Source organism: Sphingomonas sp. PEI4, from assembly GCF_056679955.1.
Genome location: NZ_CM155258.1, coordinates 3,039,704 through 3,054,421, shown reverse-complemented (window position 1 = coordinate 3,054,421; position 14,718 = coordinate 3,039,704). Strand labels below are relative to the sequence as shown.

At 65.2% G+C, this 14,718-nt stretch carries 14 protein-coding genes; 5 read left to right on the top strand and 9 right to left on the bottom strand.

Features of this window, described 5'->3' with window-relative positions:
- Window positions 1–94: 94 nt before the first annotated feature.
- The 5 genes from AC1MLZ_RS14095 to AC1MLZ_RS14075 all read right to left on the bottom strand — a co-directional run bounded on the left by AC1MLZ_RS14095 (window position 95) and on the right by AC1MLZ_RS14075 (window position 4,380).
- Complete coding sequence (locus AC1MLZ_RS14095; protein WP_480959019.1) at window positions 95–976, bottom strand: 3-hydroxyacyl-CoA dehydrogenase NAD-binding domain-containing protein; 882 nt, start codon at window positions 974–976, stop codon at window positions 95–97.
- A 123-nt stretch (window positions 977–1,099) separates the two neighbouring features.
- Window positions 1,100–2,077 (bottom strand): L-histidine N(alpha)-methyltransferase, encoded by a 978-nt coding sequence (gene egtD, locus AC1MLZ_RS14090; RefSeq protein ID WP_480959018.1) that lies wholly within the window; start codon window positions 2,075–2,077, stop codon window positions 1,100–1,102.
- Entirely contained in the window at window positions 2,077–3,345 is a 1,269-nt protein-coding gene (gene egtB, locus AC1MLZ_RS14085) for an ergothioneine biosynthesis protein EgtB (RefSeq protein ID WP_480959017.1), read from the bottom strand. The genes egtD and egtB overlap by 1 nt, the downstream gene beginning before the upstream one ends.
- 48 nt (window positions 3,346–3,393) lie before the next feature.
- Entirely contained in the window at window positions 3,394–3,990 is a 597-nt protein-coding gene (locus AC1MLZ_RS14080) for a cob(I)yrinic acid a,c-diamide adenosyltransferase (protein WP_480959016.1), read from the bottom strand.
- A 159-nt stretch (window positions 3,991–4,149) separates the two neighbouring features.
- Complete coding sequence (locus AC1MLZ_RS14075) at window positions 4,150–4,380, bottom strand: twin transmembrane helix small protein (RefSeq protein ID WP_056052241.1); 231 nt, start codon at window positions 4,378–4,380, stop codon at window positions 4,150–4,152.
- Between the two features lie 84 nt (window positions 4,381–4,464).
- Here AC1MLZ_RS14075 and AC1MLZ_RS14070 point away from each other — a divergent pair, with 84 nt between their 5' ends.
- Complete coding sequence (locus AC1MLZ_RS14070) at window positions 4,465–4,815, top strand: DUF3147 family protein (protein WP_480959015.1); 351 nt, start codon at window positions 4,465–4,467, stop codon at window positions 4,813–4,815.
- Between the two features lie 269 nt (window positions 4,816–5,084).
- On the opposite strand, the gene gluQRS is transcribed toward AC1MLZ_RS14070, so the two are convergent.
- Window positions 5,085–5,945, bottom strand: a complete 861-nt coding sequence (gene gluQRS / locus AC1MLZ_RS14065) for a tRNA glutamyl-Q(34) synthetase GluQRS (RefSeq protein WP_480959014.1) — start codon at window positions 5,943–5,945, stop codon at window positions 5,085–5,087.
- Between the two features lie 89 nt (window positions 5,946–6,034).
- Between gluQRS and AC1MLZ_RS14060 the strand changes: the two genes are divergently transcribed.
- From AC1MLZ_RS14060 to ppc, 3 genes are all read left to right on the top strand, one after another.
- Window positions 6,035–6,601 carry an HNH endonuclease gene (locus tag AC1MLZ_RS14060; RefSeq protein WP_056052248.1) on the top strand — a complete coding sequence of 189 codons (567 nt, stop codon included), beginning with the start codon at window positions 6,035–6,037 and terminating at the stop codon, window positions 6,599–6,601.
- 26 nt (window positions 6,602–6,627) lie between these two features.
- A complete protein-coding gene (locus AC1MLZ_RS14055) occupies window positions 6,628–7,002 on the top strand; it encodes an EF-hand domain-containing protein (protein WP_480959013.1) in 375 nt (124 codons plus the stop codon).
- A gap of 328 nt (window positions 7,003–7,330) precedes the next feature.
- Window positions 7,331–10,006 (top strand): phosphoenolpyruvate carboxylase, encoded by a 2,676-nt coding sequence (ppc, locus tag AC1MLZ_RS14050; RefSeq protein ID WP_480959012.1) that lies wholly within the window; start codon window positions 7,331–7,333, stop codon window positions 10,004–10,006.
- Window positions 10,007–10,037: 31 nt separating this feature from the next.
- On the opposite strand, the gene AC1MLZ_RS14045 is transcribed toward ppc, so the two are convergent.
- Together AC1MLZ_RS14045 and AC1MLZ_RS14040 are read right to left on the bottom strand one after the other, a co-directional pair.
- Window positions 10,038–10,430: an acyl-CoA thioesterase gene (locus AC1MLZ_RS14045; protein WP_480959011.1), complete on the bottom strand. Its 393-nt coding sequence runs from the start codon at window positions 10,428–10,430 to the stop codon at window positions 10,038–10,040.
- A complete protein-coding gene (locus AC1MLZ_RS14040) occupies window positions 10,427–12,481 on the bottom strand; it encodes a S9 family peptidase (RefSeq protein WP_480959010.1) in 2,055 nt (684 codons plus the stop codon). The genes AC1MLZ_RS14045 and AC1MLZ_RS14040 overlap by 4 nt, the downstream gene beginning before the upstream one ends.
- Before the next feature lie 255 nt (window positions 12,482–12,736).
- On the opposite strand from AC1MLZ_RS14040, the gene AC1MLZ_RS14035 reads away from it, so the two are divergent.
- Window positions 12,737–14,536: an aminopeptidase P family protein gene (locus tag AC1MLZ_RS14035; protein ID WP_480959009.1), complete on the top strand. Its 1,800-nt coding sequence runs from the start codon at window positions 12,737–12,739 to the stop codon at window positions 14,534–14,536.
- Here the strand turns inward: AC1MLZ_RS14035 and AC1MLZ_RS14030 are convergent.
- Window positions 14,529–14,663 carry a hypothetical protein gene (locus tag AC1MLZ_RS14030; RefSeq protein ID WP_480959008.1) on the bottom strand — a complete coding sequence of 45 codons (135 nt, stop codon included), beginning with the start codon at window positions 14,661–14,663 and terminating at the stop codon, window positions 14,529–14,531. The two genes, AC1MLZ_RS14035 and AC1MLZ_RS14030, sit on opposite strands and share 8 nt — an antisense overlap.
- Between the last annotated feature and the right edge of the window lie 55 nt (window positions 14,664–14,718).

Sequence of the window (14,718 nt, the reverse complement as noted above, 5' to 3'; positions counted from 1 at the left end):
TTTGCAAAGCAGCAGGCTTTAAAGACTACCGGAAGGATGAGCTATTTTGCGACGGTTTGCAGCCGCTTCCAATGAAACGGCTGCGCCCATCCCCTCACCGCGTAGGTACAGGCTCCGCGCCCGAATAATCATAAAACCCGCGGCCCGTCTTCCGCCCGAACCACCCGGCCTCGACATACTTCACCAGCACCGGCGCGGGCCGGAACTTCGGATCGCCCGTTCCCTCGAACAGCACGCGCGTGATCTCCAGGCACGTATCCAGCCCGATGAAGTCCGCCAGCGTCAGCGGCCCCATCGGATGGTTCAGCCCGAGCTGGCACGCGAGGTCGATGTCCCGCACGCTCGCCACGCCTTCGCCCAGCGCGAAGCACGCCTCGTTGATCATCGGCATCAGCACGCGGTTGACGATGAAGCCTGGCGCGTCGTTCGCATGCACCACCTGTTTGCCGAGCCGCTCCGCAAACGCCTCGACCGCCGCCACCGTAGCGTCCGACGTCGCCAGCCCCCGGATCAGTTCGATCGGCCGCATCACCGGCACCGGGTTGAAGAAATGCACCCCCATGAACCGCGCCGCATCGGGCGCCGCCTGCGCCAGCCGCGTGATCGGGATCGACGACGTGTTCGACGCCAGGATCGCGTCCGCCCCCAGCACCTTGCCGACCTCCGCGAAGATCGCCCGCTTCACCGCCTCGCGCTCGGTCGCCGCCTCGACCACGATGGAGCACTCGCCCATCGCCGCCACGCTCGCCACCGGCTCGATCAACGCCAGCGCCGCATCGCGCGCCTCGCCTACGATCTTCTCCTTCTCGACCAGCCGGCCAAGTGCCTTCGCAATCCCGGCCTTGCCCTTCTCGGCCGCCTCCAGCGACACGTCCGCCAGCAGCACACGGTACCCCGCCTGCGCCGAAACCTGCGCGATCCCCGCGCCCATCTGCCCCGCGCCGATCACGCCGATCGCCTGTCCCGTCACGCCCATGTCGCTCTCCTAAATCTTTCGCGGTCCCTAACCCCATTTCCGCACAGCACCAAAACTCCCTCCCCTTCAGGGGAGGGTCGGGGTGGGGCCCGTCCCCAAGCAACACCCTCCGAGGGAAAGAAACTAAGGAGCAGGCCGCTCCACCTGAGCCTCAGCCAGATAAACCCCAAACAACCCCTCAGGATCGGTCCACTCCGCCACCGGCGTCCACCCCCCCGACCTCAGCAAGATCCGAGCATCCCGAGCCCCATATTTATGCGAATTCTCGGTGTGGATAGTGTCACCCGCAGCAACCTCAAACGGCCTACCATCCACCTCGAACGCCACGTCGCGCGTCGCTTCCAGATGCATCTCCACCCGAGCCGCATCGTCGTTCCACACCGCCTTGTGCGCAAACGCCTCGACCGGGATCGTGCCCGCCAGTTCGCGGTTGATCCGCTCCAGCAGGTTCAGGTTGAACGCCGCCGTCACGCCCTGCGCATCGTCATACGCCGGCACCAGCACGTCTTCGCCCTTGATCCGGTCCATCCCTATCAACAGCATCGCGCCCACACCCAGCGATGCGCGCATCGCCCGCAACAGATCGACCGCCATCAACGGGATCATGTTGCCGATCGTCGATCCCGGAAAGAACCCGAGCTTCGGTGTGTCCGCAATCGTCTTCGGCAAGCTCAATGGCCGCATGAAATCGGCCTCGAACGGCAGCACCAGCAAATCGGGAAACTGCTCGCCCAGCACCTTCGAAGACTCGCGCAGGAAATCCCCCGAAATATCGATCGGCACATAGACGGACGGCGCCACCGCCTCGAGCAGGATCGGCGTCTTGGTCGAAGATCCTGACCCGAACTCCACCACCGCACGCCCCGCGCCGGCGATCGCGGCCACCTCGACGCACGCCGTCTCAAGGATCGCCCGCTCGGTCCGCGTCGGATAATATTCTGGCAAGTCGGTGATCGCCTCGAACAACTCCGACCCACGCCGATCATAAAACCACCGTGCCGGAATAGCCCGAGGCCGCCGCGCGAGCCCCTCCAGCACGTCCGCACGAAATTGCGGATCGGCCAGCGTCCGCTCGCCGTCCTCGATCTCAGGCTTCAACATCAAAGATCTTTCGCAAGGCGCACGCCGGTAAATTGCCACCGCTGATGCGGATAAAAGAAATTCCGGTAACTCGCCCGCACATGCCCCCGCGGCGTAGCACAACTCCCACCCCGCAAAACAAACTGCGAACTCATGAACTTGCCATTATACTCCCCCACAGCACCCGCCGCAGTCACGAATCCGGGATACGGCCGGTACGCGCTGCCGGTCCACTCCCAGACATCACCGAAGAACGCCGGACCGTTTGCCGCCGGCCGAGGCTCGACCGGCCCCGCGAAATCCATCTGGTTGCCACCGGAGGCATCGTGCGACGCCGCCGCCGCCTCCCATTCGAACTCGGTCGGCAACCGTGCGCCAGCCCAGCTCGCATACGCATCCGCCTCGAATAAGCTCACATGCGTCACCGGCGCCGCCGGATCGATCGCACGCCGTCCGTCAAGCCCGAACCGCGTCCAGCCCGCCCCGTCCCGCTCCCAGTAGAGCGGCGCGACGATGCCCTTGGCCTTCACCCACGCCCAGCCATCCGCCAGCCAATGTCGTGCTTCCGTATAGCCGCCGTCGGCAATGAACGCCGCCCATTCGCCGTTCGTCACGGTCCGGTCCGCGATCGCATGCGGCGCCAGCAACGCGGCGTGACGCGGTCCCTCACAATCGAACGCGAACCCGTCGCCATCATGCCCGACCTCGACGATCCCGCTATCGTGCGCGATCCAGCCGATCGGCCCCGGCATCTCCACCGGCACCTTCCGCGGCGCCGGCCACATCGCCGGCTCCAGCGGGTTCTCCGAAAACATATGGAGGATGTCGGTCACCAGCAATTCTTGGTGCTGTTCCTCGTGATGACACCCAAGCGCTACAAGCGCCTGGGCATCCTCCGACAGCCCGGCCAACGCATCGAGCAGCGCCGCGTCGACATGCGCGCGGTACGCCCGCACTTCGTCGAGCGATGGCCGCGTCACCATACCGCGCCGATCGCGCGCATGACGCCGCCCCTCGGCCTCGTAATAACTGTTGAACAGGAACGGGAACCGCTCGTCATGCAGCGCATAGCCGGCGACGTGATCGCGCAACACGAAGGTCTCGAAGAACCACGTCGTGTGCGCCAGATGCCACTTGGTCGGCGATGTGTCAGGCATCGACTGCACCGTCGCATCGGCATCCGAAAGCGGTGCAGCGAGCGCCAGCGTCAGCGCGCGTACGACGGAGAAACGCTCACTTAGCTCCGACGACTGAAAAGCGATGAGATCTGGACGAATGGGCTGCGGCATCGATTATCCTTCAATGCGTCGCCCGGTACCGCAACGCGCGAACGCCGATCACGCCTGCGCGCGCGTAGCCCCCGGTCGCCATAGAACGTCGCCGGCCCTGTTTTGGTTCACCGCGCGCGACGCCACGAACAGGAAATCCGATAGCCGGTTAACATACGATAATGCCGCGGGGTTCAGTTGCATATCATGCGCCGCTGAGACCGCGGATCGCTCCGCGCGGCGCGAAATCGCCCGTGCCAGATGGAGCGCGGCGGCCTGCGGCGACCCGCCCGGCATGATGAAACTCAGCAACGGGGCAAGGTGGACGTTCATCGCATCGATCTCGCGCTCCAGCCGCTCGACCTGCGCCGGCACGATCCGCAACACCATCTCCGATGGCGCGAACCCGTCATCGCCCGCCCCCTCTCTGGCAGGCGTCGCCAGGTCGGCGCCAAGATCGAACAGGTCGTTTTGGATCCGCTCCAGCACGACCGCGAGCGGATCGTTGCCAAGCGCCACTATTGCCACACCAATGGCGGAGTTCGCCTCGTCGACATCGCCGATCGCTTGCATCAACGCGCTGGCCTTCGACACGCGCGACCCGTCGACTAGCCCCGTCGTGCCATCATCGCCCGTTCGCGTGTAGATCTTGTTCAGCTTGACCATTTTTACCCACCAACGCCAAGACTCGTCATCCTGACGAAAGTCAGGATCCAGAGCCCAGAGCGCATCGCCGATTACTCTGGATCCTGACTTTCGTCAGGATGACGGACGCATACCAACTGCGGAAGTGACCGGCCCCCATGAGTGGAGACAGTCTCTTCGCTAATTCCGCCCGGCTGCGAACAAGATCACCACCACGATCAGGATTGCCAGTGCCTGGAAGAATATCCGCTGCTGCATCATCCGATTCGATTTTAGTGACGCCGCGCTCGGGCCATTGCCATCGCGCACCTGCGCCGTTCCTTCTTGCAGGAACGACACGACGCCCCGCACCAGGGCCACGACGGTCGCGATCATCGCCGCGATCAGGAGGATAACGAGGAATGTGTTCATACGTCTGAATGTAAGCGCACCGACCCTCGCTAGCAATGGCCGGAACAGTGTTGCGAATCCCCTCACGACGCGCGCAAATGCTGCATGTTATACTTGACGCTGAAAGCCTTGATCTCGGGCATTCTTATCGCCGCCGCGTCGGAGATCGCCAAGCGGTACCCCGGCTTTGGTGCGCTCGTCGCTTCGCTGCCGCTCGTATCGGTGCTCGGCATGATCTGGCTCTGGCATGACAAGCCCGACCCGCGAACCATGGCCGCGCACGCTGGCGCTACCTTTTGGTACGTGCTGCCGTCGCTGCCGATGTTCCTGCTGATCCCGGCAATGCTCCGCCACGGTGCACCGTTCTGGGTGTCGTTGGTGGCGGGGTGCGTGCTGACGATCGCGCTGTATGCGGCGATGACGTGGGCGGCGCCGAGGCTGGGGATCGAGTTGTAGCGCACCCGCTCCAAGCAAGAGCACCGCCCCGGCGAAGGCCGGAGCCCAGTTGGAAAGGTCGCAGTAACGAAGCGCAGCGTTCAGTTGGCAACGTCCCCCAACTGGGTCCCGGCCTTCGCCGGGTGGTGACACGTTACAGGCGCCGCCCCCTCCTACTCTAATGTTTCCCCGCGAAGGCGGGATCCAGACTGGGCTCCCGCCTTCGCGGGAGAACAAGGAGTGATGGGCTGCAATCCGTTTCACGGCACATCTTGCTCCGACTCCGCCGCTCACGATCGGCAGCGCCCCCCGATCATCACCCCACCACCGCGCAACCGAGCCGCCAAGGCCACTCCATCCTCCCCCGCCGCCCGCATCTCCGCCAGCGACAACGCCCCATCCCGCTTGGCCAACCGCCGCCCCGCCGCATCCACCACCAGCGGATGATGATGATACGCCGGCACCGGCAACCCCAGCAAAGCTTGCAACACCCGGTGCACGTCCGTCGCCGCGAACAGGTCCACCCCGCGCACCACGTCCGTCACGCCCTGCGCCGCATCGTCCAGCGTCACCGCCAGATGATAGCTCGCCGGCGCATCCTTCCGCGCCAGCACGATATCCCCCTGCGCCAGTGGATTCGGGACAACCGTCCCAACAGTCGCATCATGCCACGCAAGCGGCCCGGTAACTGCCACCGCTTTCGCCATGTCCAGCCGCCAGCAATGCGCGAGAGGGATTCGCGCAGCTACTGCGTCCGCAGACAAACCCCGACACGTCCCCGGATAGACCGGCCCGACATCCCCCTGCGGCGCCGACGCGCTCGCCGCGATCTCTGCCCGCGTACAAAAGCACGGATACACCAGCCCGCGCGCCTTCAACCCCTCCAGCGCAGCATCGTACGTCGCCAGCCGCTCCGACTGGAACAGCAGCGAATCCCACCGCAACCCGAGCCACGCCAGATCCTCCAATATCCCCGCGACGAACTCAGGCCGACTTCGCGTCCCGTCGATGTCCTCGATCCGCAGCAGGAACCGCCCGCCCCGCTCCCGCGCGTAGTCGTGCGCCCGGATCGCCGACACCGCGTGGCCCAGGTGCAACCGCCCCGTCGGGCTCGGCGCGAACCGCGTTACGACCGGTCCGTCGCTCAGCATGCTTGACCGACCGCTACGCGCCGTGCTGTCATGCACCTGTCATCGCTGTCGTCCATAGGGCGCTCTGCGAAGCCTGAGTGGGAGGAGCCGTGTTTCACCCCGACCTGATGCGTCATCCGGATGGTTGTCCGGCGCTCGTGCTCAATGCCGATTACACGCCGCTCTCCTACTATCCGCTCAGCGTGTGGCCGTGGCAAACCGCGGTCAAGGCGGTGTTCCTCGACCGCGTCGACATCGTCGCCACCTATGAACGCGAAGTGCGCAGCGCCAATTTCGCGCTGAAGCTGCCCTCGGTGATCGCGCTCAAGCAGTTCGTCCGACCGTCGCAATTTCCCGCCTTTACCCGCTTCAACCTGTTCCTGCGCGACAAGTTCACCTGTCAATATTGCGGCAAGCTGCGCGATCTCACCTTCGACCATGTCGTCCCCCGCGCGCAAGGCGGTCGTACCACGTGGGAGAACGTCGTCACCGCCTGCTCGCCCTGCAATCTGAAGAAAGGCGGGCGCACGCCAAAACAGGCGGCGATGCCGCTCCACATCGAGGCGATCCGCCCGACCAACTGGCATCTCCAGGAACACGGCCGCAGCTTCCCGCCCAACTACCTGCACGACACTTGGCACGACTGGCTCTATTGGGACATCGAGCTCGAAGCCTGATCGGCTTCGCTACGATGGGAGAAATTATGCAGGTGAAACTGGTAGCGGCACTCGCCGCGACGGGAATTCTGGTGTCCGCGTGCGGCAACAAGGATGAGCAGCGCGCACAGGCCGACGCCAACGCAGTCGGCTTCGTGCCCCCGTCGGTGACGTCCCGGCTCGATTTCGGTGCGAGCATGGAGCGCCGCTTCCGCACGCTCGACCGCAACGGCGACGACCGCATCACCAAGGACGAACTCCCTTCGCCCAACACGCGCATCAAGGCGTTCGACCGCAACAAGGACGGCGTCATTACCGCGATCGAGTGGAGCGAAGGCACGCTCGCCTGGTTCGACAGGATGGACCTGAACCACGACGGCACGGTGACGTCAGAAGAACGTGCGGAATCGCGGAAGCGCTGAGCGTCCGCGGCGTGCCCTTCGAAAATCATCGAAAATTGCCGTCACCCCGCGAAAGCTGAAAGTATGCCCGTGATGCGCGACGTACGCCCGTCCTGGCCCGTCGCCCCAGCGAAAGCTGGGGTATCTCTCGTGGTTCGGGACACCTGCCACACTGCGAGATCCCAGCTTTCGCTGGGACAACGGAGTAGGAGGTGCCAACCTGCGATCGGCGCGCGGGGAGACCCGAGAACAATAATATTACGCTGCGCCAGCGCAATGCATTCGATTTCACGCCTAACGCCTGCCATTCCCGGTTGACCTGATCCCTGCCGCAGCGCAGCAGGGAATCATGGCTAGCCTCCCCGCAATCGCGAACAACGCGGACATCCGCTTCCTCGGCAAACTCCTCGGAGACGTCATCCGCGCCTACGGCGGCGAGCGCCTGTTCGAAGCCACAGAAGCGATCCGTAAAGCCTCCGTCGAGCGCCACCGCCACGTCTCCGAAGGCAAGGACGCCGACAACACCGCCGTCGATCTAAGCCTCGAAAAGCTCAGTCTCGACGAGACACTCGATTTCGTCCGCGGCTTCATGCTGTTCTCGATGCTCGCCAACCTCGCCGAAGACCGTCAGGGCATCGCCGCAGAAGACGGCGCCGACCTAGCCTCCGCAATCGCCACGCTCGAAGCCGAAGGCATCGACCGCACCCAGATCCGCGCGCTCCTCGATCACGCGCTGATCGCCCCGGTCCTCACCGCGCACCCGACCGAAGTCCGCCGCAAGAGCATGATCGACCACCGCAACCGCATCGCCGAGCTGATGGCGTTGCGCGATCTCGGCCGGGACACCACGCCCGATGGCGACAGCGTCGACGACGCGATCCTCCGCCAGATCGCGCTGCTCTGGCAGACCCGCGTCCTCCGCCGCGACCGCCTCTACGTCACCGACGAGGTCGATAACGCGCTCAGCTATCTGCGCGACGTCTTCCTCCCCGCACTCCCCGCACTCTACCAGCGCTGGGACCGCGCGCTCGGCGAACGCACGCCCAGTTTCCTGCGTCCCGGCAGCTGGATCGGCGGCGACCGCGACGGCAACCCCTACGTCACCGCCGACTCGCTCCGAACTGCGCTGTCGAAGGCAAGCGAAGCCGTGCTCGGCTATTATTGCGACGCAGTGCACGCGCTCGGCGCCGAACTCTCGATCTCGACCGAACACACGCCCACAGATGCCGCCGTACAAGCGCTCGCCGACGCCAGCGGCGACAACGCCGCCAGCCGCGCCGACGAACCCTATCGCCGCGCGCTTTCCGGCATCTACGCTCGCCTGTCCGCCACGCACGACGCGCTCACCGGCAAGCACGCCCCCCGCCCCGGCCGCCTCTCCGGCCACGCCTACGCCAACCCCACCGACTTCCGCGCCGATCTCGTCACGCTAGCGCACGGCCTCGGCTCGGCGCTGAAGACCGGCGGCGCGCTCGGCCGCCTGATCCGCGCAGTCGAGACGTTCGGCTTCCACCTCGCCACGCTAGACCTCCGCCAGAACAGCGCCGTCCACGAACGCGTCGTCGCAGAACTGCTGAAAGTCGCAGGCGTCGAACCCGACTACCTCGCGCTCGAAGAAGACGCCCGCGTCGCACTGCTCCGCCGCGAACTCGCGAATGCCCGCCCCCTCACCTCGCGCTTCGCCGAATACACCGAGGAAACCGCCGGCGAACTCGCGATCGTCCAGGCCGCCGCCGACGCGCACGCCGCCTACGGTCCCGCGTGCATCACCAACTACATCGTCTCGATGGCACAGTCGGTCAGCGACCTGCTCGAGGTAAACCTCCTGCTCAAGGAAGTCGGCCTCTATCGCTCCGGCGAAACACCCACGGCGGCAGTCATGGCCGTCCCCCTGTTCGAGACGATCGGCGATCTCGAAGCCGCCCCCGGCGTCATGTCCGCCTGGTTCGCGCTTCCCGAAATCGCCACCATCTCGACGGCGCGCGGCCATCAGGAAGTGATGATCGGCTATTCCGACAGCAACAAGGACGGCGGCTATCTCACCTCCACCTGGCAGCTCTCGAAAGCCTCTACCGCGCTCAAACCGGTCTTCGCGAAGGCCGGCGTCGGCATGCAGCTCTTCCACGGTCGCGGCGGCGCAGTCGGGCGCGGCGGCGGCTCCGCCTTCCGCGCAATCCGCGCACAACCGTCGGGCACCGTCCAGGGCCGCATCCGCATCACCGAGCAAGGCGAAGTCATCGCCGCCAAATACGGCACGCGCGACGCCGCGATGACCAACCTCGAAGCGATCGCCTCAGCCACGCTACTCGCCAGCCTCGAACCCGAACGCCTCTCCAACGCCGACAACGCCAGCTTCTCCGCGGCGATGGACCGCCTGAGCGACACCGCATTCCACAGCTACCGCGACCTCGTCTACGGCACCGAAGGCTTCCGCACCTTCTTCCGCCAAATGACCCCAATCGCGGAAATCGCCGGCCTCAAGATCGGCAGCCGCCCCGCCAGCCGCACCAAGTCCGACCGGATCGAAGACCTCCGCGCGATCCCCTGGGTGTTCAGCTGGGCCCAAGCCCGCGTCATGCTCCCCGGCTGGTACGGCGTAGGCCGCGCGATCGCCGATTTCGAGGACAAGGCGCTGCTGAAGGACATGGCGGAAGGCTGGCCCCTCTTCGCCTCCGCGCTGGCGAACCTGGAAATGGTGCTCGCCAAGTCCGACATCGCCATCGCCGAACGATATGCCGGCCTAGTCGAGGACGACAAACTCCGCGAGATCTTCACCACGATCCGCGACGGCTGGCACCAAACCCACGACGGCCTTCTCACGGTAACAGGCCAGTCCCGCCTCCTCGAAAAACACCCCGCGCTAGACGCCTCGATCCGCCTCCGCCTCCCCTATATCGAGCCGCTAAACCTCCTCCAGATCGAACTCATAAAACGCCGCCGCGCCGGAGAAGACGACCCCCGCATAGGCGAAGGCATCCTCCTCTCGATCAACGCGATCGCCACGGCGCTGAGAAACAGCGGCTAAAATTGTTCCCCTCCCGCAAGCGGGAGGGGAATTATGAGAAGAACGGCGCAGCCACATCCTCGCGCACCCGCATCAACCGCCCGGTCCCCCGGTCCAGCAAAGCCCAGGTCGTAACCGCCTCGAGCTTCACCCGACCATCCTCACCCAAAAACCGAACATGCCGATCGAACCGAGCCCCCCTCGGGCCCCCCTCGACCCAGGTCTCGCCAACAACGGTATCCCCCGCGACCACACTCCCGCGGTAATCGATCTCATGCCGCGTCACGACCCAAACATACGCCAGCTTGTGCGCGGCCGGCGCCACCGCCTCCCAATGCGCCGTGGCGATCCGCTGGATCCACTGCACCCAGACAGCATTGTTGACGTGCCCAAGCTCATCGATATCCGCGTCCTGCGCAGTGATCGAGAGCGTGAACCGGCTCACCCCTCAACGCCCAGCTGCCACAGCACGAAAGCATGCTCCTCCGCACCCTCACGCAAAGACTCGAACCGCCCCGACTTGCCGCCATGCCCCGCCCCCATGTTGGTCTTGAGCAGCAACACATTATCGTCGGTCTTCATCAACCGCAGCTTGGCCGCCCACTTCGCCGGCTCCCAATAGGTCACGCGCGGATCGTTCAGCCCTCCGCTAATGAACATCGGCGGATAAGCCTGCGCCTTGACGTTGTCGTACGGCGAATACGACCGGATCAGCTCGAACGCCGCCTTGTCCTCGATCGGATTGCCCCATTCGGGCCACTCGCCCGGCGTCAGCGGCAAACTCTCGTCGAGCATCGTGTTCAGCACGTCGACGAACGGCACGTCCGCGATCACCGCACCCCAAAGCTCGGGGTCGGAATTGACCACCGCCCCCATCAGCTCACCGCCGGCAGACCGCCCCGCGATCGCGATCTTCCCCGCCGACGTCCACTTCGCATCGACCAGCGCCTTCGCAACATCGACGAAGTCGTTGAAAGTGTTCGCGCGCTTCTCGAGCTTGCCATCCAGATACCATTGCTGCCCCAGATCATCGCCGCCCCGGATATGCGCGATCGCATACGCAAAGCCACGATCGAGCAAACTCATCCGCCCGGTCGAAAACCCCGGCGGGATCGCATAACCGTACGCCCCATAGGAATAGAGGAACAAAGGCGCCGACCCATCGCGCACGAAACCCGCCGGATACACGATCGACACCGGAACCTCGGTCCCGTCCCTCACGACGATCTTCAACCGCTCGGTCGCATACTTGGCCGGGTCGTACCCGCTAGGGATCTCCTGCACCTTGAGCATGGTCCGCTCGCCGGTATCGACATCGTAGTCGTACACCGTCCCAGGCGTGACCATCGACTCATACCCAAGCCGCAACACCGTCATGTCGTACTCAGGATTATCCCCCAACCCGGCGACATAGCTCGCCTCGGGAAAGTCGATCCGCTTACCCTTGGTCGGCGTCTCGTACCGATGGATCGCGATCTGATCGAGCCCATCCTCGCGCCCATCGACCACGAAGAAGTCCTGATAACACTCCACCCCCGTCATATAGAAATGCGGGCTCGCCGGGATCAGTTCGGTCCAAGCCCCCGGCTCCTCGACCAGCGCAGTACAAAGCCGGAAATTCGGATCGACGTCGTTCGTGTGGATGAACAGCGTCCCATCATGCTCGTCCACATCATATTCGCGCCCCACTTTCCGCGCGGAAACCAGGATCGGCACCCCCAAAGGCTCATGCGCCGGCAGCAGATACAGCTCACTCGTCACATGGTCGCTAGTCGCGATCACGATCCACTTCCGCGAACTCGTCTCGCCGACCCCGACGCGAAAGCCCTCATCCTCCTCATGAAACAACACGACGTCGTCGGCGATCGGCGTCCCCAATCGGTGATACCGCGCATTGTCCGTCCGCCACTGCTCGTTCGCCAGTCCGTACAGGAACCCGGCATCGTCCGCAGTCCAGACGATCTCGCTCAGCATCCCCGGAATCACATCGGCCAGATGCTCGCCGGTGACCAAATCCTTGACCCGAACCTCGAACCGTTCGCTGCCATTGTCGTCGATCGCATAGGCCAGATACCGTCCGTCGTTGCTGACGGAAAACGCCCCCAACCGGAAATACTCATGCCCCTCCGCCAGCGCCGGCTCGTCGAGCAACAGCTCGTCGTCACCGCCCGCCACCGGCTTGCGCCACCATTTCTTATACTGCCCGCCAGTCTCGTACGCGGTCCAGTAGAGCCAATCGCCATCCTTCTGCGGCACCGAGGATTCATCCTCCTTGATCCGCGCCTTCATCTCTTCGTAAATCGTGTCGACCAGCGGCTTGTGCGGCGCCATCTGCTCTTCGAAATACACATTCTCGGCCGCCAGATACGCCAGCACCTCGGCGTCATCGACCTCCGGATAGTTCGGATCCTTCAGCCACGCATAGGGATCCTCGATCGTCACGCCATGCGTGGTGAAGCTGTGCGGCCGCTGCTCGGCAATGGGGGGAGTGGTCATGCGGATGTGTTAGCCGTGCCGAGTGTGGAAGCCAAACCCCGTCATCGGGGAGACGGAGACCTGCAAGCTAGCACCTCCCCCACGCTGTCCTACAAACCCAGTTTCTGCCACAACGCCCCTCATGACCCGGCAAAGCCCGCCCCGCGCTCAGCCAGCCGCCGCCCACCCCGGCAGTGCAAGCCCAACGGGACGTGCATCGCACCCGCGCCAGGCTCTGCACTTTGTGAACTTCGTACCCAACGAGAGACCCAAAACATGCCCCCGCTGACCGACCGCCTCGCCGCCCTCCGCACCCAGCTCGCCAGCACGAACCTCGACGGCTTCGTCGTCCCGCTCACCGACGAACACATGAGCGAATATGTCGGCGGCTACGCCCAGCGCCTCGGCTGGCTGACCGGCTTCGGCGGTTCCGCCGGCACCGCAGTCGTCCTCGCAGACCGCGCCGCGATCTTCACCGACGGCCGCTATACGATCCAGGTCCGCGAACAGGTCGATGGCGCAGAGTGGGCGTACGAACCCGTGCCCCAGACCAGTCCCGCCGCCTGGCTCGGCACCCACGCCCCCGCAGGCGGCCGGATCGGCTACGACCCGTGGCTCCACACCGGAACCTGGGTAGCCGAAGCCACCACGGCCCTCGCCGACCGCGGCGCAACGCTGGTCGCGGTCGACGCCAACCCCATCGATGCAATCTGGACTGACCGCCCCGCCCCCTCGCCCGCCAAGCTGACCGTCCAGCCCGACCAGTTCACCGGCGCCTCCTCCGCAGAAAAGCGCGCGAAGATCGCCGACTGGCTCTCCGAACAGAATGCCGACGCAGTCATCCTCTCCGCACTCGACTCAATCGCTTGGGCCCTCAACGTCCGCGGCGACGACGTCGATCACACACCGGTCGCGCTCTCCTATGCGATCGTCGGCGCGGACGGCACCACCGACCTGTTCGTCGCCCCCGACAAACTCGACGACACCGTCCGCCAGCATCTCGGCAACGCCGTCCGCCTCCACGACCGCCCCGCCTTCGCCGCAGCCCTCGGCACCTACGCCGGCAAGCGCGTCGCCGCCGATCCCGAACGCGCGGTCGCCGCGATCACGCAAGCGCTCCAGGCCGGCGGCGCGAAGATCCTTCCCCTTCGCGATCCGGTCGTCCTCGCAAAAGCCATCAAGAACCCGGTCGAGGTCACCGGCCACCGCGCCGCCTCCGCCCGCGACGGCGCAGCCCTCGCGCGCTTCCTGCGCTGGGTCGAAATCGAATGCGTGAAGGGTAACCAGACGGAACTCAGCGCCGCCGCCAAGCTGCTCGCCTTCCGCGAAGAGACCGGCGTCCTGAAGGACACTTCGTTCGACACGATCTCCGCGACAGGCCCGCACGGCGCGATCCCGCACTACCACGTCACCGAGGAGTCGAGCGCCCCGATCGAGCCCGGCCAGCTCTATCTGATCGACTCCGGCGGCCAATATGCGGACGGCACCACCGACGTCACCCGAGTCATGCCAATCGGCGAACCCACGGCAGAGATGCGCGACCGGTTCACCCGCGTCCTGAAAGGCCATATCGGCATCGCTACGGCGGTCTTCCCCGACGGCACGATGGGCGGCCAGATCGACGCCTTCGCCCGCCGTCCGCTCTGGGAAGCCGGCCTGGATTTCGCCCACGGCACCGGCCACGGCATCGGCGCCTATCTCGCGGTTCACGAAGGTCCCCAACGCATCGCCGCACCCAACTATCCCGGCGGCGCCGCGATGGAGCCCCTGCGCGCGGGCATGATGCTCTCCAACGAACCCGGCTATTACAAGGCCGGCGAATACGGCATCCGCATCGAGAACCTGATCCTGATCGAACCCCGCGCGATCCCCGGCGCCGACCGCGAGATGCTAGGCTTCGAGACGCTCACCTTCTGCCCGATCGAACGCACGCTGATCGAGCCAGCGCTACTGACGGCCGAAGAGCGCCACTGGGTCGACGGCTATCATGCAAAGGTGCTGGCGGTCCTGACCCCCGAAATGACAGACGCGGAAGACCGCGCGTGGCTGACCGCCAAGTGCGCCCCGCTCAGCTAGATGGCTCATCCTTCGCAGGCGCAGCCCCAACGGCACGCGCCTGCGCCTTCCGCCGCCGCAAATTCTCCCGCAGCGCGGCCGCCATCCGCTCCGCCTTCTCCGCCGCCTTCCGATCCCGATCATCCATAAATACGCCCTACATCGCGGCAGGATGCCTTGACAATCGCCCCGCCCTCGTCTCT